Annotated in this window: 27 protein-coding genes and 1 pseudogene; 10 read left to right on the top strand and 18 right to left on the bottom strand. The window is 69.5% G+C overall.

Features of this window, described 5'->3' with window-relative positions:
- Positions 1-10 precede the first annotated feature (10 nt).
- A complete protein-coding gene (locus tag CUT39_RS00690) occupies positions 11-787 on the top strand; it encodes an MTAP family purine nucleoside phosphorylase (RefSeq protein WP_100444021.1) in 777 nt (258 codons plus the stop codon).
- A gap of 155 nt (positions 788-942) precedes the next feature.
- Positions 943-1,902 carry an endonuclease/exonuclease/phosphatase family protein gene (locus CUT39_RS00685; protein ID WP_100444020.1) on the top strand — a complete coding sequence of 320 codons (960 nt, stop codon included), beginning with the start codon at positions 943-945 and terminating at the stop codon, positions 1,900-1,902.
- Positions 1,903-2,022: 120 nt separating this feature from the next.
- Here the strand turns inward: CUT39_RS00685 and CUT39_RS00680 are convergent, their stop codons facing one another.
- The 5 genes from CUT39_RS00680 to CUT39_RS00660 all read right to left on the bottom strand — a co-directional run bounded on the left by CUT39_RS00680 (position 2,023) and on the right by CUT39_RS00660 (position 6,052).
- Positions 2,023-2,889 (bottom strand): macro domain-containing protein, encoded by an 867-nt coding sequence (locus CUT39_RS00680; protein ID WP_157930409.1) that lies wholly within the window; start codon positions 2,887-2,889, stop codon positions 2,023-2,025.
- A gap of 126 nt (positions 2,890-3,015) precedes the next feature.
- Positions 3,016-3,405, bottom strand: coding sequence for a VOC family protein (locus CUT39_RS00675; protein WP_157930408.1), 390 nt, complete (start codon positions 3,403-3,405; stop codon positions 3,016-3,018).
- 40 nt (positions 3,406-3,445) lie between these two features.
- The gene (locus CUT39_RS00670) at positions 3,446-4,567 is read right to left on the bottom strand and encodes a Gfo/Idh/MocA family protein (RefSeq protein ID WP_100444017.1); all 1,122 of its coding nucleotides are present in this window, start codon (positions 4,565-4,567) and stop codon (positions 3,446-3,448) included.
- A gap of 53 nt (positions 4,568-4,620) precedes the next feature.
- Complete coding sequence (locus tag CUT39_RS00665; protein ID WP_100444016.1) at positions 4,621-5,256, bottom strand: uracil phosphoribosyltransferase; 636 nt, start codon at positions 5,254-5,256, stop codon at positions 4,621-4,623.
- Positions 5,240-6,052 (bottom strand): DUF4062 domain-containing protein, encoded by an 813-nt coding sequence (locus CUT39_RS00660; protein ID WP_100444015.1) that lies wholly within the window; start codon positions 6,050-6,052, stop codon positions 5,240-5,242. Before CUT39_RS00660 ends, CUT39_RS00665 begins: the two co-directional genes overlap by 17 nt.
- 156 nt (positions 6,053-6,208) lie before the next feature.
- On the opposite strand from CUT39_RS00660, the pseudogene CUT39_RS00655 reads away from it, so the two are divergent.
- Positions 6,209-7,069: pseudogene (locus CUT39_RS00655) on the top strand (IS5 family transposase).
- Between the two features lie 15 nt (positions 7,070-7,084).
- Here the strand turns inward: CUT39_RS00655 and CUT39_RS00650 are convergent.
- From CUT39_RS00650 to CUT39_RS00620, 7 genes are read right to left on the bottom strand one after another with little or no spacing between them, the layout of a single operon-like run.
- Positions 7,085-8,086: a sugar phosphate isomerase/epimerase family protein gene (locus CUT39_RS00650; protein ID WP_100444014.1), complete on the bottom strand. Its 1,002-nt coding sequence runs from the start codon at positions 8,084-8,086 to the stop codon at positions 7,085-7,087.
- Positions 8,079-8,927 (bottom strand): sugar phosphate isomerase/epimerase family protein, encoded by an 849-nt coding sequence (locus CUT39_RS00645; RefSeq protein ID WP_100444013.1) that lies wholly within the window; start codon positions 8,925-8,927, stop codon positions 8,079-8,081. The genes CUT39_RS00650 and CUT39_RS00645 overlap by 8 nt, the downstream gene beginning before the upstream one ends.
- Positions 8,924-10,126 (bottom strand): substrate-binding domain-containing protein, encoded by a 1,203-nt coding sequence (locus CUT39_RS00640; protein ID WP_100444012.1) that lies wholly within the window; start codon positions 10,124-10,126, stop codon positions 8,924-8,926. Before CUT39_RS00640 ends, CUT39_RS00645 begins: the two co-directional genes overlap by 4 nt.
- Before the next feature lie 16 nt (positions 10,127-10,142).
- Positions 10,143-11,135, bottom strand: a complete 993-nt coding sequence (locus tag CUT39_RS00635; RefSeq protein WP_100444011.1) for an ABC transporter permease — start codon at positions 11,133-11,135, stop codon at positions 10,143-10,145.
- A complete protein-coding gene (locus CUT39_RS00630; protein ID WP_100444010.1) occupies positions 11,135-12,127 on the bottom strand; it encodes an ABC transporter permease in 993 nt (330 codons plus the stop codon). Before CUT39_RS00630 ends, CUT39_RS00635 begins: the two co-directional genes overlap by 1 nt.
- Positions 12,124-13,611, bottom strand: a complete 1,488-nt coding sequence (locus CUT39_RS00625; RefSeq protein WP_100444009.1) for a sugar ABC transporter ATP-binding protein — start codon at positions 13,609-13,611, stop codon at positions 12,124-12,126. Before CUT39_RS00625 ends, CUT39_RS00630 begins: the two co-directional genes overlap by 4 nt.
- A complete protein-coding gene (locus tag CUT39_RS00620) occupies positions 13,608-14,705 on the bottom strand; it encodes a Gfo/Idh/MocA family protein (protein ID WP_100444008.1) in 1,098 nt (365 codons plus the stop codon). The genes CUT39_RS00625 and CUT39_RS00620 overlap by 4 nt, the downstream gene beginning before the upstream one ends.
- Before the next feature lie 106 nt (positions 14,706-14,811).
- On the opposite strand from CUT39_RS00620, the gene CUT39_RS00615 reads away from it, so the two are divergent.
- A complete protein-coding gene (locus CUT39_RS00615) occupies positions 14,812-16,002 on the top strand; it encodes an ROK family transcriptional regulator (RefSeq protein ID WP_100444007.1) in 1,191 nt (396 codons plus the stop codon).
- A gap of 48 nt (positions 16,003-16,050) precedes the next feature.
- Positions 16,051-16,593: a maleylpyruvate isomerase family mycothiol-dependent enzyme gene (locus tag CUT39_RS00610; RefSeq protein ID WP_100444006.1), complete on the top strand. Its 543-nt coding sequence runs from the start codon at positions 16,051-16,053 to the stop codon at positions 16,591-16,593.
- A 459-nt stretch (positions 16,594-17,052) separates the two neighbouring features.
- Here the strand turns inward: CUT39_RS00610 and CUT39_RS00605 are convergent, their stop codons facing one another.
- Positions 17,053-17,472: a DoxX family protein gene (locus CUT39_RS00605; RefSeq protein WP_100444005.1), complete on the bottom strand. Its 420-nt coding sequence runs from the start codon at positions 17,470-17,472 to the stop codon at positions 17,053-17,055.
- A gap of 247 nt (positions 17,473-17,719) precedes the next feature.
- On the opposite strand from CUT39_RS00605, the gene CUT39_RS00600 reads away from it, so the two are divergent.
- The 4 genes from CUT39_RS00600 (at position 17,720) to CUT39_RS00585 (ending at position 22,023) form a co-directional block, all read left to right on the top strand.
- Positions 17,720-18,922 (top strand): sulfotransferase family protein, encoded by a 1,203-nt coding sequence (locus tag CUT39_RS00600; RefSeq protein WP_157930407.1) that lies wholly within the window; start codon positions 17,720-17,722, stop codon positions 18,920-18,922.
- Positions 18,923-18,990: 68 nt separating this feature from the next.
- The gene (locus CUT39_RS00595) at positions 18,991-20,121 is read left to right on the top strand and encodes a hypothetical protein (protein WP_100444003.1); all 1,131 of its coding nucleotides are present in this window, start codon (positions 18,991-18,993) and stop codon (positions 20,119-20,121) included.
- 153 nt (positions 20,122-20,274) lie between these two features.
- Positions 20,275-21,039 carry an MHYT domain-containing protein gene (locus CUT39_RS00590; RefSeq protein WP_100444002.1) on the top strand — a complete coding sequence of 255 codons (765 nt, stop codon included), beginning with the start codon at positions 20,275-20,277 and terminating at the stop codon, positions 21,037-21,039.
- 108 nt (positions 21,040-21,147) lie between these two features.
- Positions 21,148-22,023 (top strand): hypothetical protein, encoded by an 876-nt coding sequence (locus tag CUT39_RS00585; RefSeq protein ID WP_100444001.1) that lies wholly within the window; start codon positions 21,148-21,150, stop codon positions 22,021-22,023.
- 26 nt (positions 22,024-22,049) lie between these two features.
- Here the strand turns inward: CUT39_RS00585 and CUT39_RS00580 are convergent, their stop codons facing one another.
- The 5 genes from CUT39_RS00580 to CUT39_RS00560 all read right to left on the bottom strand — a co-directional run bounded on the left by CUT39_RS00580 (position 22,050) and on the right by CUT39_RS00560 (position 25,124).
- Complete coding sequence (locus CUT39_RS00580) at positions 22,050-22,235, bottom strand: DUF1918 domain-containing protein (RefSeq protein WP_100444061.1); 186 nt, start codon at positions 22,233-22,235, stop codon at positions 22,050-22,052.
- Between the two features lie 48 nt (positions 22,236-22,283).
- A complete protein-coding gene (locus tag CUT39_RS00575) occupies positions 22,284-23,021 on the bottom strand; it encodes a CE1759 family FMN reductase (RefSeq protein WP_100444000.1) in 738 nt (245 codons plus the stop codon).
- Positions 23,018-23,515, bottom strand: coding sequence for a MarR family winged helix-turn-helix transcriptional regulator (locus CUT39_RS00570; RefSeq protein ID WP_100443999.1), 498 nt, complete (start codon positions 23,513-23,515; stop codon positions 23,018-23,020). Before CUT39_RS00570 ends, CUT39_RS00575 begins: the two co-directional genes overlap by 4 nt.
- A gap of 10 nt (positions 23,516-23,525) precedes the next feature.
- Positions 23,526-24,710 (bottom strand): LLM class flavin-dependent oxidoreductase, encoded by a 1,185-nt coding sequence (locus CUT39_RS00565; protein WP_100443998.1) that lies wholly within the window; start codon positions 24,708-24,710, stop codon positions 23,526-23,528.
- A 96-nt stretch (positions 24,711-24,806) separates the two neighbouring features.
- Positions 24,807-25,124, bottom strand: coding sequence for a DUF2218 domain-containing protein (locus tag CUT39_RS00560; RefSeq protein WP_100443997.1), 318 nt, complete (start codon positions 25,122-25,124; stop codon positions 24,807-24,809).
- A gap of 198 nt (positions 25,125-25,322) precedes the next feature.
- Between CUT39_RS00560 and CUT39_RS00555 the strand changes: the two genes are divergently transcribed.
- Entirely contained in the window at positions 25,323-26,036 is a 714-nt protein-coding gene (locus CUT39_RS00555) for a polyamine aminopropyltransferase (RefSeq protein WP_100443996.1), read from the top strand.
- Positions 26,037-26,049 lie beyond the last annotated feature (13 nt).

Below are 26,049 nucleotides of genomic sequence, written 5' to 3'. Positions count from 1 at the left end.
GGAGCGAATCTTGGATCCATCCCTTCCCCGGGCCGACGTGGGCGTCTTCGGCGGCACCGGCTTCTACAGCCTGTACGGGTCGGCCGAGACCTTCGATGTCGAGACCGACTGGGGCGCACCGAGCGCGCCGGTGACGATCGCGACCTTCGAGGCCGAACCGCCGATGCGGGTGGCGTTCCTGCCCCGGCACGGGACCGACCACCGGTTCCCGCCCCACCGCGTGAACTACCGGGCCAATGTGGAGGCGATGCGGCTGCTGGGCGTGCGGGCGCTGATCTCGCCGTTCGCGGCCGGGTCGCTGCGCCCGGAGGTCAGGCCGGGCGAGTTCGTCGTGGTCGACCAGATCGTGGACCGCACCTGGGGTCGGCCGTCCACCTTCTACGACCGGTTCGAGGACGGGCCGGTCCACGTCCCGTTCGCCGAGCCATACGACCCGGCGCTGCGGCGGGTGCTGCTGGAGTCGGCGGCCGGGATCGGCGTGACCGCCCACGACGGCGGCACGGTGGTGGTGATCAACGGCCCGCGCTTCTCCAGCCGCGCCGAGTCCGAATGGCACCGCGACGCGGGCTGGCACGTGGTGAACATGACCCAGTCCCCCGAGGCGCCCCTGGCGATGGAGGCCGGAATCGCGTTCGGCGGCGTCGCCCTGGTCACCGACTACGATGCCGGACTGGAGGGGCACCCGGACGTCGAACCGGTGACGCAGGAGGCGGTCTTCGAGGTGTTCAGCGCCAACCTCGACCGCGTCCGAGACCTGATCGAGGCGGCGGTCCCGAAACTGGCGTGAGCGGAGCGCCGGCGCCGGACCGCCGTGTCGGGTGGAGTTCACCGGCCATTCGCGACGATGCCATGTGGACGAGTGCTTGCTTTGAACCGCCGATGGTTGGTTCGATCGGTACGCGGCTTTTCGCACCGCTCGAATCGGCTCGACCGGAGGCAACGATGACCCGACGAAACCGCATCGTCTTGCTGGGACTGCTCTCGCTGCTGGCCACAGTGCTCAGCGCGCCCGTCCCGAGCGGTCCGGCGCAGGCGCAGAACGCTCCGATCTCCGTGGTCGGCAACAATCTGGAGAACCTGCTCACCTGGGGGAACGGCACCTGCCCGGGCGACTACGACGAACTGCTGGAGTACCTGGCCGACAGCGGACCCCACGGCGACTCGGACCTCTTCCTCGTGCAGCAGGTGAGCGCATCGGAGCTGTCGACCTATGTGGCCAGGCTCGAATCGATGTTCGGGCACGACTACGACTCGAGGATCAGCGCGGTGGTCACCGGCGACCGGATCCGGGCCTGCGGCGGCGAGAAGCCCGTCCAGCGGAACGCGGTCATCTTCAACACCGACCGCTTCAGCTACCTCGGCCTGAACCGGTGGCAGGCCCAGCACTACGTGTCGGGCCGCTGCACCAACAACGAGCAGGACCGCACCCGGTCGATCGAGGTGATGCTCCACGACCGGGTCAACGACGACACGGTGGCGGCCGCATCGGTGCATTGGCCCACCGCGGCGAAGAACGGCCGGCGGTGCTCGGAGTCCAACGCCAGGGAGATCCTCGACGAGATGGGCCAGCCGGTCAACGGCCGGACCGCAGACCTCAAGATAGTCGGCGGCGACATGAACATCTGGCAGCGGCACCCGAGCTACGGAGGCTGGGACGAGATCCTGGAGTCCGCCGGCCTCGAGGCCCGGAGCTCGGGCTGGACGTTCAAGTACGCCTCCGGAGTCAACCGGCGCATCGACTACGTTTTCACCACCGGCGACGGCGGCCCCGCCACCACCGTCAAGTTCACCGCCGCGGAAGCCCGCGACGACGACACCGATCCGCCCTCGTGCGTGACCCAGAACTACGGCGGATGCCATTACTCCGAGCACCGGGCGATCGCTACGCTGGTCTATCCGTGAAGTTCGTCGCCAGGGCCCGCCGACCGGCCGCGTTCGAGTCAGGCTCATGCGGCGCGCCGTGCGATGCCCGGCGCCGGGTGGCTGGACACCGGTCGACCGTTCGAGTCGCTGGACGGCCCGTCAGACCCGGTCCAGGAAGGCCTTGACTTCCAGCATGTTGATCTGGCGGACGTCGCTGGGGTGGACCATGACCGTCAGCTCTCGGCATACGATGCGCTCCCGCGTCTGCGCGATGAACGAGAGCAGGATCATCTTGAGAATGCTCTCCCGGTCCAGCTGGCTGACCCTGGCCAGTTCGGTGCCAACGATCGGCATCGCGACGGACTTGAGGCGCGCCTTCGCATGTACCGACTGCCACAACGCGCCTAGCGACCTCCACAGATAGTCGACGTTCGACTGAGCCACCAGGTTGTTCTGCATGCTCGCGTACGCCAGGCAGAAGTATCGTCGTTCTTGGTCGCCCAGAACGGCAATTGTCCCGATGGGGTATCGGACGAGCTTGCCCACGGGCTTGTCCGCCCGGGTCTCCGAACGTACCGGGTCGATCCCGTCCAGGGCGAGCTTGAGATCGCGGTCCAGCTTGGTCGTGTTTCCGCGGTAGACCTTCGATTCGAACTGCCCCTGAACACTCGACGGGTCGATGACCTCGCCGCTGGACAGGTCGGTGTCGAACATGTCGTTGAACCCTACGACCAGGTGCGCTTCCTGGTCGAACAGGTCTCCCACCAGGACCCGGACGCTGACCTCCGGATGGCTGAGCTCGCTTCTGATGCCGGTGCGCGGCCAGGCCCGCCGGCATCCCCATGCGACCGCGAGCACCGCCATGATCGCCAGAAGCGGCATCGGCGCCAGAGGGATTCCCGACCAGAGGGCCGTGTACAGCTGCACCAGGCCGGAGACGAGTCCGAACGCGATCAATGCGTTCGAGCAGAAGACCGACAGGCCGCGCCGGGTCCCGAATATCGGCCGGAGGATATGCAACCCCATGAATCAAATCTAATGCGGCCTCACGCTCGACCGACTCGCCGTCTCGCCTTGCGGAACCACATGTGCGACGGGTACGCGGACCCGACCGACCTCCACCGGGACGGGACCGCTGGCGCGGCTTCGTGTTCACGGCCGCTCGGGTTCCCGGAACTGGACCTCGGTGCCCTCCGGCGCCTCGACGAACAGGATCTCCGGTTGGCGCGGATCACCGCTCGGAGGGACCAACGGTCCCTTGGCGATTGCGATCCCGTGCACCTCCAGCACCGCGATGACCTCATCGAGCCGTTCGACCACGAACGCGACGTGGTCGATGCCGTTGGCCGGGCCGAGCGGCATCGCGGCATCGGCGCCGTGCTTGGTCGAGTACAGCTCGATCAGCGCCACACCGGCATCGAGCCAGGCTAGCGTGCGTGTCTTGAACGGGAACGGCTCCCGCACCTTCGCCAGTCCGACCACCTCGGTGTAGAACCAGTACGATCGATCGAAGCAGTCGGTCTGGATCGCAATACTGTGCATGCTGCAGCGCAGCGAACCCGTCTGGTTCGGACCCGGCGACTCAGGCACCGGAACAGCCCTGTACGTATTCATGAATCTCCTTGGTCAGTTCCCAGGATGGAACGGACGCCGCACCGCTGCACGGATGGTCCACCGACGCCTCAGAGGACCTATGCAGCCTCAAGAACCCCTCGATCGGGCCGGTCACGTTCGACTGCCGTGATATCTGCCGACCCGACAACGGGGTTTCGGTTCCGTCCACGCCGACCGAAACGATGCTGCCGTCTCCGAGCTGGTGAGTCACCAGTCCCGGCTGCGACGACCGCACCGTCTGGTCCCGCATCACCAGGACGCGCGTGCCCTGGTGGTCCCACATTTCAAGGCGCTCGTACACCGAACCGATCGGAACCGCGTAACTCAGATCGAAATAGAGATTGAGACCACGCGGGCTCCGTAGATGCCCGAACGCCGACGTCTCCAGCGGATCCCCTCCGGTCCTCATCCACGGTTCGCGTCCGAAGCCGACATACCGCGTTGAACCACGAGGGAATCGGTGCCCGACGCCGTCGGCTATCCAAGCTGCGCAATCGAGTAGGTGATGACCGGTGTCCGCGACGATACCGCCGCCGGACAAGGCCTTGTCGACCCGCCATCCGGAGAGTCGCTCCCCCACCGCCAGCGTGCACCTGATGGCGGCCAGTTCCCCGAAGTGTCTTCTCTTAACAACTACCTCATGGAGGTATTGGAACGGCGGCTCGACACGCCGCTGGTTTCCGGTGAACAGCACCAGACCCGAGGCGTCGGCCGCCTCCACCAGAGTCGGAAGGTCATCCGCTGGGGTGACGACCGGGCGTTCGACGTAGACGTCGAGTCCCGCATCGATGCACGCAGCCGCGTGCTCGAAATGCAGGCCCGTGGGGGTGGAGATGGCGGCCGCCGGATCCGCGAACTCTCCGATCGCCTTCAACGCATCCGCAAGTCGAGGCACATAACGAGGTGGTGCCAATCCGAACGAACGGAACAGAGGTACGACATTCGCCTCGAATTCCGAGGTTCCGCCGAGCAAACAGGTGACGATCTCGATATCCACCAGGCGCGCCTCGGAGCGGAGCAGTCTCGTGAGGAGGCCGTTGCGCAGGTAGTAGCCGAACCCTACGGCGAGAAGCGGAGTCGTCAAGGCCATAAACTTCTCCGAAGAGGCGATGCGAGCGGCCGGGGCACCAGAACAGACTTCCCTCACATTCGAGCCTCCAAGAGCCCCACGCCTGGGTGCAGGATCCCTTCCCCATCGATCTCGTCCGGCTCACCGACGACGAATATCTCGGAGTGGGGAAATGAATCCTCCAGTTCGCGGAGTCCTGCGAGCGAGTAGAAGACCGCCACCAAGATCATGCGCCGCGGCATGTACTCCTGGAGAGCCGTTCTGGCGAGACTGACCGCGGTGCACCCGGTGGCCAAACACGACTTGGCGATGACGACCGAGTCCACTGTGCGATTGCGGAGGTCCGGTAGCTCGATCTCGCGGACGGGTGAGTTGAGTGCGTCGAACCCGCGCCTACCCTCGAAATTCATAAAGCCGAGTTTCGAAGGCACCAGGCTCGCCGACAGCGTGCTGCCGAACGTTTCCAGATCGAATCTCGTGGTGATGACGACCGAGAGGTCCTTCGTAGCTGCGAGACTCTCGACATGCTCCTCCATCGGAGTGGTGATGGTGGTCTGACGAAGAAAGCACTCGGCCAGGATCGAGCTTCCCACCTCCTCGCCCAGCCGCAGCAGGGCATCACGAATCTCGGACGGGCCGGACTCGCGGTTGCGGACTATGCCGGAAAGATACGTCAGGTACGGCGAACCGAGCTTATGAATGACGGCCATAGCGGTCGAGTCTCCATTCCTCAAATCTGGATTCCAGCATCGCTATGCTGCCCCAGAAGTCGTTGTAGATATGGGCCTTGTCGAAATGGATTGTGTAAGACTTGGACAGGAACCGGTACTTCAGCTCGATGTAGTCGTCCTCCACGACATAGAGGGGCCGCACACTGGGGAACGGGGACTTCCGCACGGCCAGTCGGATGAAGTGGTCGAAGTAGTCGAGCTTGCGGCCGATCGCGGCACGCTCCTCGATCCACTGCGCGAAACTGGCGCCCGCAAGACCCCGGAGCTGGGACGCGTCCTCGTACTCACGGATGTAGTAGCCGCGGTGATACTCCCCGACCCGCTGGATGAATTCGGCCTGCCTAGGCTCGACGTCCTTGACGAGTTTGCGGAAGATCAGGATCTTCGTCGGATCGTCCTCATACGCAGCCAGATACTCAAGCTCGGTCGCCGACAGGCCACGATCCGACACGAATCCATACCGATGGCCGAGCAGCAGGATGTAAAGATCGCATTCGACGGCCATTTCGAGGGTCGCGACGTAGGCGCTGGCTCCGTACGAGGGTCCGTCGACCGGGGCGATTCCGAGGAGCCCCACCAGCCTCGTCGGCTCAAGCGCCTCGACCACGGCCGATCGATCCTCGAGAAGATCATCGACAGTGGAGCTGAGCATGACGTCGATCATAATGTCAATGGTCTCATAACAAACCATACCGGGCGTTCCCTCGAAAGCGCCGACAGGGGAGTTTCCCACGGTGGCGCAAAATTGATCATGGGCGAACTCGTTGATCAACATGGAGCATGCGACCGTGCGAGTGCTCAGAATGGCGGAACCGCCGGCGGTTGTCAACCTTCAGCGCCGCGACTTCGCGGCTAGGGCGCATTCGAGAACTGAGGGAGCCTCCAGTTAGTTTGGTTGTGCTGCAACTAAACCGATCACTGGAGGCTCCAAGTGTCAAGGGTACCTGCTCACGCCAAGCTCACCCACGACCAGTGGGAGCACCTGCGGAAATGGATCCCGGCACAGACGAGGACCGGGCGGCCGATCACCAGGTCACGGCGTGTGCTGCTCGACGGTATCGCCTGGCGGGTCCGCACCGGATCGCCCTGGCGATTCGTCCCCGAAGCCACCTTCGGCCCCTGGCAGACCGTCTACTGGCTCTTCCGCACCTGGCAGATGGAAGGCCTCTGGCCGATGCTGCTCAAGACCGTGCTGACGTTCCTCGACGCCGCAGGCCGCCTGACCTGGTATGTAAGTGTCGACTCCACGATCGTCCGCGTCCACCAGCACGCCGCCGGCGCCGCAGCCCGGCCCGTGGCCGACGAGCCGGACGACCACGCCATCGGCTCCTCGCGCGGCGGCCGGACCACCAAGCTACACACCGCGGCCGACAACGCCCAAGTCAGCCTGTCGATGAGCATGACCGCAGGCCAGGCCGCCGACAGTCCCCAGTTCCGCCCGTTGCTGGAGCGAATACGCGTGGCCCGGCCCGGGCCGACCCCGGACCCGACCGCGCACGGTCATGGCCGACAAGGCCTACACCTCCCGAAAGAACCGCGCCTACCTGCGCCGACGCGGCATCCAAGCGGTGATCCCCGAGAAGAAGGACCAGCGGCGCAACAGGCAGGCCAAGGGCCGCGCCGGCGGCCGACCCCGAAGTTCGACCGCGAGGCCTACAACGACCGCAACACCGTCGAGCGGTTCTTCAACCGGCTCAAGCGATTCCGGGCCGTCGGGACCCGCTACGACAAATACGCAGTTCGCTACGAGGCCACCGTGCAGGTCGCGATGATCCTCGACTGGAAACCCTAGGTTCTCAAACGCGCCCTAGTCGGAGCCGAAGGCCGCGTCGAAGGCCGCCTCGGGCGGGTCGAAGTTCAGGTTCCGGACGTAGCCGACCGCTTCGGCGGCGCCGCGGAGGCGGTCCATGCCGGCGTCCTCCCATTCGATCGAGATCGGACCGGCGTAGCCGATGGCGTTCAGCACCCGGAAGCTGTCCTCCCAGGGCACGTCGCCGTGTCCGGTGGAGACGAAGTCCCAGCCGCGGCGGGGGTCGCCCCACGGCAGGTGGGAGGACAGGCGGCCGTTCCGGCCGTCGAAGCGCTGCCGGGTGTCCTTGCAGTCGACGTGGTAGATCCGGTCCCGGAAGTCCCACAGGAACGCCGACGGTTCGATGCCCTGCCACATCATGTGGCTGGGGTCCCAGTTGAGCCCGAACGCCTCCCGGTGGCCGACCGCCTCCAGCGCGGCGTGGGTCGACCAGTAGTCGTAGGCGATCTCGGACGGGTGGACCTCGTGCGCGAAGCGGACGCCGGCCGAGTCGAACACGTCGAGGACCGGGTTCCAGCGCTCGGCGAAGTCGGCGTATCCGGCCTCGATCGCAGACTGCGGGACCGGCGGGAACATCGCCACGTACTTCCAGATCGCCGAGCCGGTGAAGCCGACGACGGTGTCGACGCCGAGCTTCGCGGCGGCGCGGGCGGTCGTTTTCATCTCCTCGGCGGCGCGGCGCCGCACGCCCTCGGGGTCGCCGTCGCCCCACACGTGCTCGGGCACGATCGCCCGGTGGCGCTGGTCGATCGGGTCGTCGCAGACGGCCTGGCCGACCAGGTGGTTCGAGATCGCCCACAGGCCGAGCCCGTGCCGGTCGAGGATCGACTTCCGCTCGGCGGCGTAGTCGTCGTCGGCGGCGGCGCGGCGGACGTCGAGGTGGTCGCCCCAGCAGGCGACCTCGAGTCCGTCGTAGCCCCATTCGGCGGCCCGGCGGCACAGCTCCTCGAACGGCATGTCCGCCCACTGGCCGGTGAACAGCGTGATGGGTCTAGGCATCGGTGAGGCTCCTCAGGAAGGTCAGGCCGCCGGTGGCGATGGCGTCCTGTGTGGGCGCCAGCGGTCGCCAGATCGAGGCGGCGGTCGCGATGGTGGCGTTGTGGGCGGTGAACGATTCGATCACCAGGGGGCCGGTGTAGCCGGCCCGGTCCAGGGCGCGCAGTATGCCCGGCCAGTCGAGGTGGTCGCGGCCGGGGGCGCCGCGGTCGTTGGCGCAGACCTGGACGTGGCCGATCCTGCCGGTGGCCCGCTCGATCGAGGCCGGGATGTCGGTCTCCTCGATGTTCAGGTGGTACACGTCCAGCGCCAACGAGCACCCGGCCAGGCCGTCGAGCGCCTCCAGCGCCTGGTCAACGGTGTTGATCACGCTGGTCTCGTACCGGTTGAGCGGCTCGACCGCGATCGTGACGCCGCGCTCGGCGGCGTACTCGCCGACAGGCGCGAGGTTCTCCCGCAGCTCCCGGTAGGCGGCGGCGCGGTCGTCGATGCGCCAGGTCCGGCCCACCGAGGCGTAGGCGGGTCCGGCGATCACGTCCGAGCCGACCGCGGCGGCGGCGTCGATCACGCCGCGCAGGTAGTCCTGCGTGTCGGCCACGGTCGCTGATTCGGAGGCGCCGACCAGTTCGCGGCCGGGCCCCATCACCAGGACCACGGTGGCTCCCAGGCCGAGCTCGCCGAGCAGATCGGCGGCCCGGCCTGGATCCCAATCGCCGAGGCGCTCGACCGGGAGCTCGATGACGTCGAACCCCCAGTCGCGCACCTTCGGAGCCAGTCGGGCCAGGGCCTCGTCGTCGAGCGGCGAAGTCCAGACCCAGGTGTTGACGCCCAGTTGCCGTGTCACCGGTCTCTCCAGGCGTCGGGGAAGCCGGGCAGGTCCTCGCCGCCGAACTTGGCGTAGTGCAGCGAGGGCATGTCGGCGTTGCGTTCCAGGTATTCGTCCAGGTCGGCCTCGGTGATCGGCTCCTGCGGGAGCACCCACTCCGAGGGCACCTGCTCGCCGGAGAGGATCATGGTCGCGGCCAGGACCGGGGTGCGCCACTGGAAGTTGGAGTAGACCGGCGCGATCGCGGTCATGCCGGTCTCGTCCCACTTGCGCATGAACGACAGCTCGTCCTCGCCGACCATCACCGGGTAGGGCTTTCCGGCGTCCTCGAACGCCTCGATGCCGGCCACGGCGCCGTCGCCGGCGTCCATCCAGATCCCGTCGACCTCCCCGCGCTGCAGGTACTGGGTGACGATGTTCTTGATCTCGGCGGCGTCGCCGCCGGTGAACTCGTCGCCGAGGATCTCCAGGTCGGAGTCGCCGAAGATCTCCTGGGCGGCGGCCCAGCGGTGCTCGAGGACGTCGACGCCGGGCAGGATGCGCAGCGCCAGCACCGTCGAGCCGGGTTCGAGGTTGTCGACCAGGAACTCGGCGCCGTCGGCGCCGTAGGCGTAGCCGCCGATCGGGTGGATGAAGGTGACCGCGCAGTCGGTGTTGACGCCGCGGTCGAACACGATCACCGGCGCGCCGGAGTCGCAGGCGGCCTGGACGGCGGGCGTGAGCGTCGCGGTCGTGGACGGGGAGATGATGATCGCGTCGCAGTCGCCGGAGTCGACGAACGCCTGGATGTCGGAGATCTGCTGATCGTCGTCGTCGGCGGCGTCGGAGCTGCGGAACTCCCCGATCAGGCCCTGGTCCTGGAGGACCTCGACCTGCTGCTGCATGGTGATCCATCCGGTGACGCGCCACGGGTTGGACACCGAGGCGTTGGAGAAGCAGACGGTGGCGTCGCCGCCTTCGAGGGCGAACTCGGAGGTGTCGACCCAGTCGGGGTCGATCGCCTGGAGCCACGGCTCGGCGGGGTCGCCTTCGGGTTCGATCTCGCGCTGCTCGAGCTGCCGCTCGTAGTCGGCCTGGACGAACCAGTCGTCGCCGCCCTCTTCGCCGGCGGCGGTCTCCTGGGTGTCGGGGTCGTCGATCTCGTCGGTGGTGCAGGCCGTCGCCAGCAGCAGCCCGAGGGCGGCGGCGGAGGCGACGGCGAGTCGCGTGGTGTTCATGGTTCGGACCTTCTTCTCATGAGGGTGTGGCGGTTTGGCCGGCCGGCCGCATCCTGCGCCTGGCGGCGTAGGCGACGGCGGCGATGATGATGGCTCCCTGGACGCTCGGTCGGAGCGACGCGGGCAGCGCGAGCTGGTTGAACAAGGTGAACAGGGCCTCGATGGTGAGCGCCCCGGCCATCGCGGCGACCACGAGGCCCTGGCCGCCGCCGAGGACGACGCCGCCGAGGACGACCGCGGTGATGACGGTGAACTCCATTCCCTCCCCGACTTGGGCGCTGACTCCGGCGAAGCCGCCGATGAGGATGCCCGCGATCGTGGCCGACAGGCCCGAGAGGACGAACGCGGCGGTCCGGACGGTGTCGACGCGGGCGCCGGAGAGTTCGGCGGCCAGGTCGTTGTCGCCGGTGGCGATGAGGACCCGGCCGAAGCGGGTGCGCATCAGCCAGATGGCGGCGGCGCCGCAGGCGATCATGATCAGCAGCGCCCACGGGACCTGTCCGAGCAGGGGCACGTTCTCGATGCCCATGCGGCCGGGGACGCGGAAGGACTCCGAGAGGCTCCCGGTGGGGGCGCCGCCGGTCCACAGGCGGATCGCGCCGTAGAGGACCAGGAGCATCCCGAGGGTGGTGATGAACGACTGGACCTTCAGAACGGTGGTGACGAGGCCGTTGACCAGTCCCACGGCGATGCCGAACAGCAGCATCACGCCGATGACCGGGACGGTCCGGGCCTCCTCGCCGTCGATGAGGCGGGCGGCGATGACCACCTGGGCGCCGACGAGGGCGCCGACCGAGAGGTCGAAGTTGCCCGAGACGATCACGAAGTACTGCCCGGCGGCCAGGATCACCAGCGGCGCGGCCTGTTTGAGGAACGCCATGAGCGAGGCCGCCTGGAAGAACCCGGGGTTGACGGCGAACACGATCGCGAAGATGACCGCCAGGAGGGCGAAGACGGTGCCGGTGCCACCGCCCAGGAGGGCGGCCGCGGCGCTGCGTGCGCGTTGCATCAGGGCCTCCCGGTGCCCGCGGCGGCGAAGCGCGGCCGGCGGGCGGTGCGGTCGATCTGGCGGCGGGCGTAGAGGGCGACGGCGGCGATGATGATGGTGCCGCGCAGGACGTCCTTGGCGAACGGGTCGATCTGCATGACGTTGAAGACGGTGTCGAGGACGGCCAGGATCGCCACCCCGGCGACGGTCCCGGCCACACCGCCGCGGCCGCCGAGCAGGAGGGTGCCGCCGAGGACGGTCGCGGCGATGGCGTCGAGTTCGTACAGGTTGGTGTAGGCCTCGGCCGATCCGGTGCCGAAGCGGGCCGCCAGGAGCATCCCGGCGACCCCGGCGCACATGCTGCACAGGACGTGCGCGGTGATGCGGGTCCGGTGGGTTCGGATGCCGGACATGCGGGCGACGTCGATGTTGCCGCCGACGGCGTACATGTGGTGGCCGGTGCGGGTCGAGCGCAGGAACCAGATCCCGGCCGCGGCCAGGCACAGCATCACGATCGTGGAGACCGGCACGAACGCGATGCGGGTGTACCCGAACTGCTGGAAGATCGCGGGCACGTCCCCGGCCGGTCCCTTGTACTCGGTGTCGAGGTAGCCCTTGATGATCAGCCCGACCCCGAGGGTCGCGATGAACGGGTTGACGCGGCCGAAGGCGACGATCGCGCCGTTGGCGGCGCCGATGAGGCCGCTCACCAGCAGGACCGCGGCGATCCCCAGCGGGACGTTCCCCGGCGCGCCGTCCATGGTGGTGGCCGCGACCAGGCTGGAGAGCGCGGCGACGTAGCCGACCGACAGGTCGAGCGAGCGGCACAGGATCACCAGCGTCATCCCGATCGCCAGGAAGCCGGTGAGGCTGGTGCGGGTGAGCATGTCGACCAGGTTGGCCGTCGAGAACAGGTTGCCGCCGTCGACGGCGACGGCGGCGCCGCCGGCGGCCAGGACTCCGGCGAGCGCCACGTAGATCAGGGCGGTGGTACTGAGCCGCTCACTCGTCATGCCCGGCTCCGTCCGGTCGCGTGGGCCATGACCTGCTGCTCGGTGGCGCCGCCGGGGAGTTCGCCGGCGATGCGGCCGTCGTGGAGGACCGCGATGCGGTCGGCCAGGCCGATCACCTCGATCAGTTCGGAGGCGATGAGCAGGACCGCGATCCCTTCGGCGGCGAGCCGGCGGATCACCGAGTAGAGCTTGTGCTTGGCACCGACGTCGATGCCGCGGGTGGGTTCGTCGAGGACGATGACGCCCGGTTCGGTGGCGAGCCATTTGGCGACGACGACCTTCTGCTGGTTGCCGCCCGAGAGGTACTGGACGTCCTGTTCCAGGCCGCGGGAGACCAGGTCGAGTCCGGAGAGGATGCCGGGGATGCGGGAGAGCCGCCGCCCGGAGTGGACGCGGCGGTTGGCGTCGAGGACCAGGCGGGCGTTGGCCCGCACCGACTGGTGCATGGCCAGGCCCTGTGCCTTGCGGTCTTCGGTGACCAGGGCGAGGCCGGAGGCTATCGCTTTGCGGGGGCCGGTGATGCGCCGCTGCCGTCCGTCGACCGCGAGGCTGCCGCGGGTGAACGGCGCGATGCCGAAGACCGCTTCGGCGATCTCGGTGCGGCCCGAGCCCTGGAGTCCGGCGAGCCCCACGATCTCCCCGGCCCGGACCTGGAGGTCGATGCCGTCCAACCAGGCGTTGCCGCCGCCGGTGATCTCGAGGCGAACGTCGCCGATCTCGGTGCCGGGCAGGGGCTCGGGGAAGACCGCTTCGATGCGGCGCCCGACCATGGCGGTGACCAGTTCGTCGGGGGTGATGGCGGCCGAGTCGACGCAGTCGACGCGGCGGCCGTCCTTGAGGACGGTGATGCGGTCGCACAGGTCGAAGATCTCGCGGAGCCGGTGGGAGACGTACAGGACCGCGATGCCCCGGTTACGCAGGCGATCGATGAGCCGGTAGAGCAGCTCGACCTCGGCGTCGGCGAGGGCGGCGGTGGGTTCGTCCATGCAGATCAGGTCGGCGCCCTGGGAGAGTGCCTTGGCGATCTCGACGATCTGCTGGTGGGCCACCGACAGGGTCCCCGCTTTGGCGTTCGCCGCCAGGTCCTCGACGCCGAGGTCGGCCAGGAGTTCGGCGGTGCGTGCGGCCATGGCGCGGCGGTCGATGAAGCCGCGGCGGCGGGGTTCGCGGCCGAGGAAGATGTTCTCGGCGACCGACAGTTCGGGCAGGAGGTTGAACTCCTGGAAGACGGTCGAGACGCCGGCGTGCTGGGCCTGGAGGGGGTGGGTGAAGGAGGCGGGCCGGCCGTCCAGTTCGATGGTGCCGGCGTCGGCGGTGTGCACGCCGGCGAGGATCTTCATCAGCGTGGACTTGCCTGCCCCGTTCTCCCCCACCAGGGCGTGGACTTCGCCGGGCGCGACGGTGAGGTCGACCGACCGCAGGACGGGCACGCCGAGGAAGGACTTGTCGATGCCGCGCATGGCGAGCACCGGTGTCTCGGTCATGCGGGCACCTCCACCCAGTCGCGGTCGCCGGCCGAGGCGGCGACGGCTTCGGCGATGCGGGCGGCGCGGAGGCCGTCGGCGAAGGCGGGGAGGCCGTCGGGCGGCGGGCCGGTCGTGGCGGTGCCGACGTCGGCGACGAAGTCGTTGAAGCAGTCCTGGTAGCCCTGGGGGTGGCCGCCGGGGACGTGGGCGAGTCGGGCGGCGTCGGGGGCGAGGTGGTCGGGGTCGCGCATGAGGACGGCGTTGGAGCCGCGGCCGCCGAGCCAGAGGGTCTCGGGCTGCTCTTGGTCGAACGCGACGGTCGCTTCGGTGCCGGAGATTTCGAGCAAGAGCCGGTTCTTGCGTCCGGCGGAGACCTGGCTGATGACGGTGGTGCCGACCATGCCGCCGCGGGTGGCGAACTGGAGGGTGACGATGTCCTCGGTGGATACTCGGCGGCCGCCGCGGTGTCGGTTGGCGGTGGCGAGCTGGGCGGACACGGCGGTGATGCGGTCGCCGGTGACGAATTCGAGCAGGTCGCACCAGTGGGAGCCGATGTCGCCGAAGGCGCGGAGGGCGCCGCCTTTGTCGGCGTCGACGCGCCAGTTGTCGTCGCCGGGGTGCAGCAGCCAGTCCTGGAGGTAGGAGCCGTGGGCGAGGGTGAGGCGGCCGACGCCGCCGGCGGCGACGCGGGCGCGGGCCTCGCGGACCATCGGGTGGAACCGGTAGACGAAGGGGACGGCGGCGACCACGCCGGCGGCTTCGGCGGCGTCGGTCATGGCGCGGGCGGTGTCGGCGTCGGTGGCGAGGGGTTTCTCGCACACGACGTGCTTCCCGGCTTCGATGGCGGCCAGCGCGATGGGCGCGTGGAGGTGGTTGGGGGTGCAGACGTGGACGACGTCGGCGGCGGCGATGGCCTCGTCGGCGTCGTCGAATATCTGCGGGGCTCGCAGCGCGTCGGCGGCCTGGCGGGCGCGGTCGGGGCTGGATCCGGAGATGCCGGTGATCTCGCCTCCGGCGGCGGTGATGGCGTGGGAGTGGACTCTTCCCATGAAGCCGGTGCCGATGATGGCGGCCCGGTAGATCGTCGGCCGGTTGATAGTGACTGGAGCCATACGCCGAACCTAGGGCAACTTCTGACGGAACACAATCAAAAGTTGAGCGTCGTTATGGAATAGTTACGAGTGATCTGCTTCTGAGAAGATGTGATTCACTGGTGCTGTGACAGATGATTCGACCGCGCCGCGCCGCCCGGAGGGCCTCGCCGGGGCCGGGACGCTGCTCCGGCTCCTGCGCGACGGCGCGCCCCGGACCCGCTCGGAGCTGTCGACGCTCACAGGCCTGGCCCGCTCGACCGTCGCCGGACGGGTCGACGCGCTGCTGTCGGCCGGCCTCGTCGCCCCTTCCGGCGAGACCGCCTCCACCGGGGGCCGGCCCCCGGCGACGTTCGCGTTCAACCCGCACGCCCGCATCGCCCTCGGGGCCGACCTCGGCGCGACCCACGCCCGCCTCGCCGTCACCGACATGGCCGGGACCGTGCTGGCGCAGACCAACGCCGACCTCGACATCGCATTGGGACCCGAGGCGGTGCTGGACTGGGTGGTCGACCGCGGTCACAAGCTGCTCGACGAGGCCGACCGCACCGCCGCCGACCTGCTAGGGGTCGGCATCGGCCTGCCGGGGCCGGTCGAGCACTCCACCGGCCGCGCGGTCAACCCGCCGATCATGCCCGGCTGGGACGGCTTCGACGTCCCCGAGTACGTGCGGCGGCGGTTCCCGGTGCCGGTCCTGGTCGACAACGACGTCAACATCATGGCCGTGGGCGAGCACTTCACCGCCTGGTCGGACTCGGAGCATCTGCTGTTCATCAAGGCCGCCACCGGCATCGGCTGCGGCGTCATCGCCGGGGGCCGGGTCTACCGGGGCGCCCAGGGCGCGGCCGGCGACATGGGGCACATCAAGGTCTCCGGCGCCGACGAGGCCCACTGCCGCTGCGGCAACACCGGCTGCCTGGAGGCCGTGGCCAGCGGCGCGGCCATCGCCGCGAACCTCACCGAGCAGGGCATTCCGGCGCGCGGGTCGCTCGACGTGGTGGAGCTGGCCCGCTCGGGCTCGGTCCCGGCGCTCCAGGGAATCCGCCAGGCCGGGCGCGACATCGGCGAGGTCCTGGCCGGGGCGGTCAACTTCTTCAACCCGTCGATCATCGTCGTCGGCGGCTCCCTCGCGCTGGCGGGCGACCACTTGCTCGCCGGGGTGCGCGAGGTGATCTACCAGCGGTCGCTGCCACTGGCGACCCGTCATCTGCGGATCGCCGCGGCCCGCACCGGCGAGAGCGGCGGCGCGATCGGCGCGGGCGTCATGGTCGTCGAGCACGCCCTCGACCCCGCGCGCCTCGACCTGCTGCTCCGCTGACCGCCGGAACGGCCCTCCCGGGGCCCGCCCGGCCGATACGATGCGGCCGTGGACACCGAGCGAGCCGAGATCGTGAACCGGATCGACGAGGCGACCAAGCGGCTGGTCGCGACCGTCGAGGACCTGTCGGACGAGCAGCTCCGGGCGCCGTCGGCGCTCGAGGGCTGGACCAGGGGCCACGTGATCACCCACGTCGCGCGCTCCTGCGACGCCATGTGCCGCATGCTCGTCTGGGCGCGCACCGGCGAGGGCGTACCCGGCTACCCGAGCAAGGAGTCCCGCGAGGCCGACATCGAGGCCGGTTCGGGACGGTCGAGAGAGGAGCTGGTCGCCGACCTGGTCGAGTCCGCGGCGTGGCTCGCCGCCGAGGTCGGGTCGATGCCGCAGGAGGCGTGGGACACCACGATCGAGACCCCGACCGGGGCGACGATTCCGGCCGCCGAGATCCCCGCCCGCCGCCTGGTCGAGGTCGAATGCCACCACACCGACCTGGACACCGGCTACACCGCCGCCGACTGGACGGCCGGATTCGCCGAAATGCCGCTGGGCGAACCGATGCGCACCTGGCGTGCCGACCGCCGGGCCCGGTGAGTCCGTACCCCGGCAGGCATCGCGGTGATCGCCGGGGCCGGGAGTCCGTGGTGGGGCCGCCGCGTCGAGCGGCGGCGGCCCCGCGGGGGAAGAGACGGGTCAGCGGCCCCAGCACGGGCTCACCGTCCGGCAGGCGGACGCGTGCTCGGTCGTGCCGGTGCCGGGTGCGGGCGAGGTACCACTCCAGGCTCCGGCTCGGGTACTGCGGCGGCGGATCGGTGTCCCATCCGGACGTCCGCGCCTCCAGGATCACCGCCGGGCTCACGTCGCGGCCCCGGCGATGGAGCCGCCCCTATGGTCCGGGGCGGGTCTCCACGAAGTCGCTCTCGAAGCGCTGCTGTAGCGAGGAGGGCCGAGGGCCTTCGCCATCAGGACCGCGGGGCCGCCGACACGCAGTCCGGCCTCGTCCCTCGGCCGATCCAGCACCCGGACACCGGCTTCGACCGAACGCATTCGGGCTCAAGTCCGCTCGAACAGCGCCTTGGTGGTCCCTCGGCGGCCCCAGGCGATGAAGGCGGTGAACACCAGCAGGATCAGCGGGGTGATCACCGGGAAGTGGCCGTCGATGACGAAGGCGTTGGTGTAGGCCGCACCGATCATCAGCAGGCTCAGCCCGATCGCGGCCAGGCCGGAAAGGCGCGGGATGACCAGGCCGATCGCACCGGCGAGTTCGAGTGCGCCGACGAAGTAGCGGAACCACTGGCCGGCGCCGATGACCTCGAAGCCCTCCACGGCGGCGGATTCGCTGAACAGCTTCGGCGCCGCCGACGCGATGGCGAAGAACGCGGCGAGCAGGCCCTGGAATATCCACAGCGTGATGTTCAGGGCGCGGCCGGGCCGCGCGGTACCGGTGGGACCGGTAGTGCTGTCGGTGCTCATGGTGACGGAGTCCTTCCGATGGTGGTTTCTAAATATGCTCGTCAGTTCCGACGAGCCGCGACGCGCGAATTCATCGGCGTCGGCGCCGACCCGAAGCCTCCGCACCCGATTTCGTTCGGGCGCATGGCACAGCGCTCGCACCAGCACTCGCACCGCGCCGCCGTCGAACATGCCACCGGACGGCTACCGACCGTTGTGCAAGAATGTCCCACACCTCTTCAAACCGGCTGCCCTACCGGAGAACCGCATGCGCAAGATCCCCACCAGAACCCGCGTCCTCAACGCCCTGCTCGAGCCGAACGTCTTCCCGCCGCGCCCGGTCGACGAGGTCTTCGGCGCTCTCGTCGCCAGGGCCGAGACCGCCGACGGCGGCAGCGCCGAAGGCGACGAGGACTTCCTGGACGGCTACCGCACCGTCCTGCACTATTACTCCGATGTGCCTTCGATGACGCCGGTCGGCTGGCAGGCCGTCCTCGACGACCTCGAACTGCGAATCCGGAACCGGCTGCGGGTCCGCCGCCTGATCCACGATCGGCCCGCCATCTCCGACGAGCCGGTCGGCGCGCCGGTCTTAGTCGTCGGGCTCGCGAGGACCGCCGCCCCGATCACCCGCGAGGCCATCGCCCGCTCGGTCGGCCACCGGGCGCCGCTGCTGTGGGAGATGCTCTACACCGACCTCGAAGCGCCGGAGAAGGAACGCCGCCGCTATATCAAGGCGGCCACGCAGCACTGCAAGTCGGTCGGCCGGCTCTCGCCGCACTACCGCGACCTCCACCGCTTCGAGGCCGAGAGCCCCGGCGACTCCTCGCACCTGCTACGCCACGGCGTCCACCACCTGGCGCGCGCCCACATGCCCGGCTACCTCGACCGGCTCGCCGGACACGACTGGCACGGAGACTACGAACATCTCAAGCTGGTGCTCCAGGTGCTCCAGCACGGCCGCGGCGACCGCCGCTGGATCCTCCACTCCGCCGCACATCTCGACCACCTGCCGACCATCCGCGACGTGTTCCCGGACGCGACCGTGGTGTGGGTCCACCGCGACCCGGTCACCGTGATGGGTTCGGTCTGCAGCTTGGCCGAGGCCGCAACCGCGGTCCACGTCAAAGACCCCGACCTCCACCGGATCGGCGCCACCTGGCTGGAGCTCACGGCCGCCTCCATCGAGCGCGCCCGCGCCGCGCGCCTCGAGCTTCCGCGCGAAGCCATCGTCGACGTCCCGTACACCCAGCTCCAGGCCGACCCCCACGGCGCCATGACCGCGCTCTACGAGCGGCTCGGTACGAGGTCGACCGGCGCCGACCGCGCCAACCTCGAAGCCGCGCTGTCGGGACCGGCCACCGGCCGGTCCCACGAATTCGACCTGGCACGGTACGGACTGACCACCGACGACGTCGAGGGGGCATTCGGGGACTACACCCGCACCATCGACCGCCTCAGGCTCCGGTGATGCTGCGCACCAAAGAAGTCCACAATGCACGGCATGCGACGGGAGGAGGTTCCGTCTACCATGCACGCATGACCGTAGACCTACGCCGCGCGGCGACCCCGTTGCTGGCCTTGCCGATCCTGCTGACCGCCTGCTCCGGCGACGACCGGCGGGCGGTCACCGCCGACGACATCGACCGGATCGAAAGGACACTGGTCAACGGCTCGGAGCTGGCCTGGGAGCTGACGCAGGCCGAGGCCCGGGTGGCGCAGGCGTGCATGGAGGACCTCGGCTTCACCGTCCACCATCCCACCCGGCTGCACGGCAGATCGATTCCGCACCGCTTCGAAGGGTTCTCCTCGCCGTACACGCGCATCCCCCTTCGCGAACACGCCGAGCAGTGGGGCTTCGGAGTATGGATGTTGACCGACCCCGAAATGGCCGCCGAGATCCGCGAGAACCCGGAATACCTGGAGGCCGCCGCGTCGGAGCAGACCTGGAGAGACCCCGCGTCGTTCGAAGCCCGGGAACGTTTCGACAAGTCCGACGAGGAGTACCGGCGGGAGTGGCTGGAGGCCTTCGCCGGACCCGAGAAGATCGCCTACGAGCAGGAGATGAATGCGGCCCACGAGGCCGGAGAGGACATCGCCGAGCTCGACCTCGAAGAGCCGCCGTACGGCGGCTGCGAACTGACCACGATCGAGATCGTCTACGGCGGTCCGGAACACCACGAGGCCGACGACGGCCGCACCTGGTGGTCCAAGCCGAGCCTGGAGAGCCCGCTGACATGGGTCGGCGACGGCGAACTGTACCCCGAGCTGTCGGCGCAGTACATCGACCAGGAGCGCGGATCACTCGACTGCGTCGCCGAACGCGGCCATGGCGAGTGGGCCTTCGACGACTTCGGGGGGCTACCGGTCGACCAGTACCTCTGGCAGCTCTACCCCGACTCGCCCGCGGTCCAACCGCCGGCCGAGAACCTCCCCGAACCGCCGCCGGACGCGCCGGAGGACCCGGCCGGGGCGAAGGAGTACGAGTTCGCCATGGCACTCGACTTCGCCGAGTGCGCCCGTTCGGCCGGACTGCGCGACGGCTCCGAGGAGGCGTGGGCGCGGATGTACGTCGAGCGCCTGATCGACCGCGAGACCGAGGTGTACGCGTGGGAGCAGGAGATCGAGGAGTACCTCGGCAACGCCCAGGAGTACATCGCGGAGCGGTGACGGGGGTCGACGGCACTCCCGATGCTCCTCACCCGAAAGAAGGATCGCCGAAGTCGAGATCCCTGCTCACGTTCCTCGGGTACCGCCCCGGGCGCGCGAAGGCGCTAGCATTCGGTGCGATCACTCCGATCCCCACCGCCCGGAGCCCCGCCCATGATCGAACATTTCGCCCACGGCCCGCTCACGCTGTCCATCGCCTTCCTGGTCTCGATGACCGGTTCGGCCCTCGGCCTGCTGCTGTGCCGCCACGCCCGCCTGCACTCCTCCGGCCGCCGCGCGGCCTGGCTCGTGGTCGCCGCCTTCGCCATCGGCGGCACCGGCATCTGGGTGATGCACTTCGTCGCGATGCTGGGTTTCTCCGTCGACGACGCGGTCATCCGCTACGACCCCGCCCTGACCGCGGCCAGCGCGGCGATCGCGATCGCCGTGGTCGCCTGCGGCCTGCTCATCATCGCCCTCGGCCGCTACTCGACCTGGAAGATGCTCATCGCCGGCCTGCTGACCGGCGGCGGGATCGCGGCGATGCACTACACCGGTATGGCCGCCGTCGAATCCACCGTCGAACTGCACCACGAGGCGGTCTACGTGGCCGCCGCGATCGCCATCGCCGTCGGTGCGGCCACGACCGCGCTGTGGCTGGCGCTGAGCCTCCGGCGGACCGCCGCCATGTGGCCGGCGGCGGCGGTCATGGCCGTCGCGGTGAACGCGATGCACTACACGGCCATGCTGGGCGTCGGTGTCGGAGGCACCGTCTCCTCAAGCGTCGAGGGGGCTCATGCGGTCGATCTGATCTTCCCGATGGCGGTGGTGACCGCGATCGTCCTGCTGCTGCTGATCCAAACGGTGGTCATGGCCCCGACCGCGGAGGAGCTGCGCACCGACGAGCGCCTGGCCGCGCTCGAGGCGCGTCATCGGTAGCCGCGCGGCCCCTTCGAGGGGACGTCCGGCCGGGCTCGCGGGTCGAGGAACGCCTCCGGCCGCGTCGGCGGCTAGCATGCGGGTGGGGACGCGGGAAGGAGGATCGCTGTGAGCCGGTACGAGGAATTGATGCGGCGGGCCGACGACGCCCGCGTCGAGTTCATCGCGTTGACCGATGAGGAGTCGTGGGAGGCGGCCTACCGCCACGGGGTGGGCGAGCTGCTGCCGGTGACCGAGGCGGTCGCCGAGGCCGACCGGGAGCACCTGGACGGGGTGGCGGTGGTGCAGGGGGACCTGGGCGCGATCTGCCACTACCTCGAGCGCCCCATCGGCGAGCTGTACCACCGGCAGGTGGCCTTCCACACCGCCATGACTCTGGAGCGGGAAGACCTGCCGATCTTCGAGGGCCTGAGCACGGCGCCGGTGGCGGCCGCCGAGCGCGCCCACCGCCTCATGATCGCCCCGTTCCCCGACTACGACTCCCTGCCGGAGCCGGAGCGGGAGCTGTTCGTTCCGGCGGCGAGGACGCTGCCGGTCTCGGTGGAGCTGATGGAGGGCCGGGAGTCCTACCAGTGGGCCGCGTACATGCAGGCGGCGGCGACGTGGCTGCGCGCGGTCGAGGGCCGGTACGACAAGGACCTGGTCCGGGCCGAGACCGAGGCGATGGTCGGGATGGCGCGGATCGGCTACAAGGTGAGCCACTACGAGGCGGTGTGGGCGGAGTTGCGGCAGTCGATCACCGTGTGGCTGGAGCAGCTCGAGCACGGCCTGATCGACTGGTCGGCCGGGCAGCGTCGGACGCTGGAGTCGGCGGCCGAGCTGCTGGAGCTGATGGACGTGCCGACCGGGGCCGAGGCCCTGCGGCGGGCGGTCGCCCAGGTCGCCGGGGCCGAGGCGCAGGACTCCCCCGACCGGCTGCTGGCGGCGCTCGACCTCGGCGAACACTACCGGGCCGCCCTGGCCGCGCTCCCGCCGGAACGGTAGCGGCGGTCAGGGCCTCGGGCCCGGCCTCAATCCCGGGATTCGACGGTGCAGTCGGACTCGGGTACGACCACCGCCTCGTGGCCGTTGTCGTGGCGGACGCGGTACGGCGGCTCCCCTTTCTCGCCGAGCACCGCCGTCACCTCCGCGGTGTGCTCCTTCATGCCGACCTGGCGGCCCTTGAAATGGAGGCGGTCCCCCACCTTCGCGCGCACGGTCATCACCACCTGTTCGCGAACGGATTCGTGTCCTCTTCCGCGATTCTAGGAGCTTTCGGGCCCGTCGCGGCGGGGACCGGCCGAGCCGCCGGCGGCCAGCCGCATCAGGTCGGTGCTCAGGTCGATGTCCAGTTCGGTGCCGCCGGCGCTGCCGTACCGGTGCTGGTAGCTCTTCCAGGACTCGCTGCGGACCTGCTCGGCGAAGCCGCTCTCCATCAGCAGCAGCATCTCGATGGCGGCGCGGTCGATCCGCCGGTTCAGCTCGCTGTCGTTCCAGTCCTCGCCGGCGGCGAACACGGAGGTCGGCACCGTCATCGCGCGCATGTAGGCGAAGAGCGACCGCATCTGCTCGTCGACGACCAGGGCGTGCCGGGCGGTGCCGGCGGTGGCGGCCGGTACCACCGGTTTGGCGATGAGCAGGTCGCTGTCCAGCACGTGGAAGAAGGAGCTGAACAGGCCGCTCGGGGCCGCCTTGTAGACCGGGGCGCTGGCGACGACGCCGTCGGCGCCGCCGAGCAGCTCGACCGCCCGGGTCATCTTCGGCCCCATGAGCTGGGACACCAGCGCCGTCGAGATCTCGGAGGCCAGTTCGCGCAGGTCGACCACGTCGACGGCCACCTGCTCGCCGCGCTCGCGGGCGCGGTCGGCGACGCGTCCTGCGATGCGGTCGGCCAGCATCCGGGTCGACGACGGGTCGCTGACGCCGCCGCTCACCACCACCAGCCGGAACGGCTCGGCGGGGTCGCGGCCGGACGGGGCCGGGTCGTGCGTCTGGTCGTTCATGTGGTGACTTCCTCGGGTTCGCTCGTGGCGGTGTCGTTGCGGTCCGGTCCGGCGGCGCGGTCGGCGCCGGAGAGTTTGCGGCAGATCGCCTCGAGCTGCCGCATCTCCTCTTCGCTGAGTTCGGCGGCCACCGCGCGGGCGACGCCGACGGCGTGGCGGCCGCCGACGCGGCGCTGCTGCAGGCGGCCGGCCTCGGTGAGCGAGAGCCGGACGCCGCGGCCGTCGGCGGGATCGGCGGAGCGTTCGATCAGGCCCCGTTCGGCGAGCCGCTCGACCAGTCGCGACAGCGCGGGCTGGCTGAGCAGGACGTTGCGGTTGAGCTCGCCGATCCGGGTCGGTCGGTCGCACTTGGACAGTGTGTAGAGCACGTCGTACTCGCGCATGGTGACCTCGTGCCAGATCCGGTCGGCGGCGAGATGCTTGATGAGCGCGGCGTGCGCGGTGAGCAGTGCCTCCCACGCGTCGTTGGCCAGTCGGCTGCTGGTGCGGGTCATGTCGTCCTTCTCAGGTCAGGCTGGGATAGGTGGCCTCGGCGTCGCTGTCCTGGTAGGGCGAGGCGCCGGTGACGTTGTCGCCGCGGTTGGCGTTGGGCCGCGGCCGGCGTACCGGCCTGTCACCGTACTTGGCCTCGGTCAGGCCCCGGTGCGTCGGCGCGGGTGCCGACTCCGGGTCGCGCCGGGCGTCCAGTTCCTTGCGCAGGACCGGGATGACCTCCTCGCCGAGCAGGTCGAGCTGCTCGAGGACGGTCTTCAGCGGCAGGCCGGCGTGGTCCATCAGGAACAGTTGGCGCTGGTAGTCGCCGAAGGAGTCGTGGAAGGTCAGGGTCTTGTCGATGACCTCCTGCGGGCTGCCGACCGACAGCGGCGTCATGGTGCTGAAGTCCTCCAGCGACGGGCCGTGGCCGTAGACGGGTGCCTCGTCGAAGTAGGGCCGGAACTCCTTATAGGCGTCCTGCGAGCGCTTGGCGATGTAGGCCTGGCCGCCGAGTCCGACGACGGCCTGCTTCTTCGTGCCGTGGCCGTAGTGTTCGAACCGCTGGCGGTAGAAGTCGATCAGCCGCAGCGAGTGCGAGGTGGGCCAGAAGATGTGGTTGGCGAAGAAGCCGTTGCCGTAGAAGGCGGCCTGCTCGGCGATCTCCGGGGTCCGGATCGAGCCGTGCCAGACGAACGGCGGCACGTCGTCCAGGGGCCGGGGCACCGAGGTGAAGCCCTGCAGGGGCGTGCGGAACTGGCCTTCCCAATCCACCACGTCCTCACGCCAGAGCCGGTGCAGGAGGTTGTAGTTCTCCAGCGCCAGCGGCAGTCCTTGGCGGATGTCCTGGCCGAACCACGGGTAGACCGGCGCGGTGTTGCCGCGGCCGATCATGAGGTCCATCCGGCCCTGCGACAGGTGCTGGAGCATCGCGTACTCCTCGGCAATGCGCACCGGGTCGTTGGTGGTGATGAGCGTGGTCGCGGTGGTGAGGATCAACCGCTCGGTCTGGGCGGCGATGTTGGCCAGCAGCGTGGTCGGCGACGAGGAGAAGAACGGCGGGTTGTGGTGCTCGCCGATGGCGAACACGTCCATCCCGACCTCGTCGGCCTTGCGCGCGATCCGGACGATCGCGTCGATCCGCTCCGCCTCGGTCGGCGTCACGCCGGACACGGGGTCCCGCGTGATGTCGCTGACCGAGAAGATTCCGAACTGCATCGTGGCTCCCGTTCCGTCCGCCTCGGCGGACCGATGTATATGCGTTTGCATCTACTTGAACGATGAGCGGTCCCGGCCTATTCCCGCCGGGCGCGGTCAGCGCCAGGCCACCCGCAGGTTGTCGCGGTGGCCGAAGCGTTCGAGGTGGACGCCGATGGCGTCCCGCAGATGGGTGAGCGAGGCGCCGTCACCGGCGCTGACCAGGAGCGACAGGCCGTCGGGGCCGTAGTTGAGCAGTCCTTCGCCGAAGCCGAAGTCCATCCGGTATCCGCCGGGCAGGGACTCCACGGCGACCTTGCGCCCCAGGTGGCGCGCGAGCAGGTCGGCGTAGCTGGCGGCACGGTCGGTGAAGACCCTGGCGGTCGAGACCAGCATCTCACCGCGGTCGCCGCGGATGGCGGTTGCGTCGCTCATTTCGGTAGCTCCTTGAATGTTGAGGGTTCGAACGTGAGGCTAATCATCGCCGCAGCTATTTGTCAATGACGACAACAAATATGTTTCAGCAGCTCGCGCTGTGTGCATAGAGCCACTGCACCGGGTCGCGACGACGCCCGGGCCCGCGCGGGCGCGGGGCGGTGCGGAGCGGGCGCTCCCGGCTGGTTCGATGGGGGGATGCACGCCTTCGAGGAACTGGACTGGCAGTCGACTCCCATGGGAGAGTTCAGCCTGCGACGCAGGTTCGACCCGGTGGTCAAAACCGACGTGTACGAGGTGAAACTCGACGACGAATTCCTGATGTCGAGCCTGTTCACCGCCGCCGAGACACAACTGGCCGAGCTCGCGCTGGCCCGCACGCCCGGCGACCACTTCGACGTCGTCGTGGGCGGCCTCGGCCTCGGCTACACCGCCGTCGCCGCCCTGGAGGACCCCCGGGTGGAGACGCTCACGGTGGTCGAATACTCCGAGGCCGTCATCGAATGGCACGAGCGCGAGCTGATCCCCGACACCGCCGGGCTGGCCGCCGACCCGCAGGTCGACCTCGTCCACGGCGACTTCTTCGCCGCCGTGACCGGCCCCGAGGGCTTCTTCCCCGACGAGCCCGAGCGGCGCCACGACGCGATCCTGCTCGACATCGACCACGCCCCGCGCCGCGTCCTCCACCATTCCCACTCCTCCTTCTACGGTCTCGGCGGCATGCGCGCGGTGGCCGCCCGGCTCGTCCCCGGCGGCACCTTCGCGCTGTGGTCCGACGAGCCGCCCGAGGACGAGTACACCGCCGTGCTGGAGGCCGTCTTCACCGACGTCGCGGCCGAGCGGATCTGGTTCGACAACCCGCTCACCGGCGGCCGGGCCTCCAACACCGTCTACCTCGCGACCAACCCGTGACCGCACCGGTCAC

The sequence above is a fragment of the Glycomyces xiaoerkulensis genome (assembly GCF_002798405.1).
In the GTDB taxonomy this organism is placed as follows: Bacteria; Actinomycetota; Actinomycetes; order Mycobacteriales; family Micromonosporaceae; genus Glycomyces; species Glycomyces xiaoerkulensis.
Note: the sequence above shows the minus strand (reverse complement) of the source record. Positions and strands in the feature narration are given on the sequence as shown.

Excerpts from the sequence above, each read along its gene's own strand:
- CUT39_RS00555 (WP_100443996.1), top strand. The coding sequence starts at position 25,323 with ATGCACGCCTTCGAGGAACTGGACTGGCAGTCGACTCCCATGGGAGAG.
- CUT39_RS00670 (WP_100444017.1), bottom strand. The coding sequence starts at position 4,567 with ATGGCCTTGACGACTCCGCTTCTCGCCGTAGGGTTCGGCTACTACCTG.
- CUT39_RS00575 (WP_100444000.1), bottom strand. The coding sequence starts at position 23,021 with ATGAACGACCAGACGCACGACCCGGCCCCGTCCGGCCGCGACCCCGCC.
- CUT39_RS00685 (WP_100444020.1), top strand. The coding sequence starts at position 943 with ATGACCCGACGAAACCGCATCGTCTTGCTGGGACTGCTCTCGCTGCTG.
- CUT39_RS00640 (WP_100444012.1), bottom strand. The coding sequence starts at position 10,126 with ATGAACACCACGCGACTCGCCGTCGCCTCCGCCGCCGCCCTCGGGCTG.
- CUT39_RS00590 (WP_100444002.1), top strand. The coding sequence starts at position 20,275 with ATGATCGAACATTTCGCCCACGGCCCGCTCACGCTGTCCATCGCCTTC.
- CUT39_RS00665 (WP_100444016.1), bottom strand. The coding sequence starts at position 5,256 with ATGGCCGTCATTCATAAGCTCGGTTCGCCGTACCTGACGTATCTTTCC.
- CUT39_RS00625 (WP_100444009.1), bottom strand. The coding sequence starts at position 13,611 with ATGACCGAGACACCGGTGCTCGCCATGCGCGGCATCGACAAGTCCTTC.
- CUT39_RS00565 (WP_100443998.1), bottom strand. The coding sequence starts at position 24,710 with ATGCAGTTCGGAATCTTCTCGGTCAGCGACATCACGCGGGACCCCGTG.
- CUT39_RS00650 (WP_100444014.1), bottom strand. The coding sequence starts at position 8,086 with ATGCCTAGACCCATCACGCTGTTCACCGGCCAGTGGGCGGACATGCCG.
- CUT39_RS00660 (WP_100444015.1), bottom strand. The coding sequence starts at position 6,052 with ATGTTGATCAACGAGTTCGCCCATGATCAATTTTGCGCCACCGTGGGA.
- CUT39_RS00605 (WP_100444005.1), bottom strand. The coding sequence starts at position 17,472 with ATGAGCACCGACAGCACTACCGGTCCCACCGGTACCGCGCGGCCCGGC.
- CUT39_RS00620 (WP_100444008.1), bottom strand. The coding sequence starts at position 14,705 with ATGGCTCCAGTCACTATCAACCGGCCGACGATCTACCGGGCCGCCATC.
- CUT39_RS00595 (WP_100444003.1), top strand. The coding sequence starts at position 18,991 with ATGACCGTAGACCTACGCCGCGCGGCGACCCCGTTGCTGGCCTTGCCG.
- CUT39_RS00560 (WP_100443997.1), bottom strand. The coding sequence starts at position 25,124 with ATGAGCGACGCAACCGCCATCCGCGGCGACCGCGGTGAGATGCTGGTC.
- CUT39_RS00600 (WP_157930407.1), top strand. The coding sequence starts at position 17,720 with ATGCGCAAGATCCCCACCAGAACCCGCGTCCTCAACGCCCTGCTCGAG.
- CUT39_RS00675 (WP_157930408.1), bottom strand. The coding sequence starts at position 3,405 with ATGCACAGTATTGCGATCCAGACCGACTGCTTCGATCGATCGTACTGG.
- CUT39_RS00635 (WP_100444011.1), bottom strand. The coding sequence starts at position 11,135 with ATGCAACGCGCACGCAGCGCCGCGGCCGCCCTCCTGGGCGGTGGCACC.
- CUT39_RS00630 (WP_100444010.1), bottom strand. The coding sequence starts at position 12,127 with ATGACGAGTGAGCGGCTCAGTACCACCGCCCTGATCTACGTGGCGCTC.
- CUT39_RS00680 (WP_157930409.1), bottom strand. The coding sequence starts at position 2,889 with ATGGGGTTGCATATCCTCCGGCCGATATTCGGGACCCGGCGCGGCCTG.
- CUT39_RS00570 (WP_100443999.1), bottom strand. The coding sequence starts at position 23,515 with ATGACCCGCACCAGCAGCCGACTGGCCAACGACGCGTGGGAGGCACTG.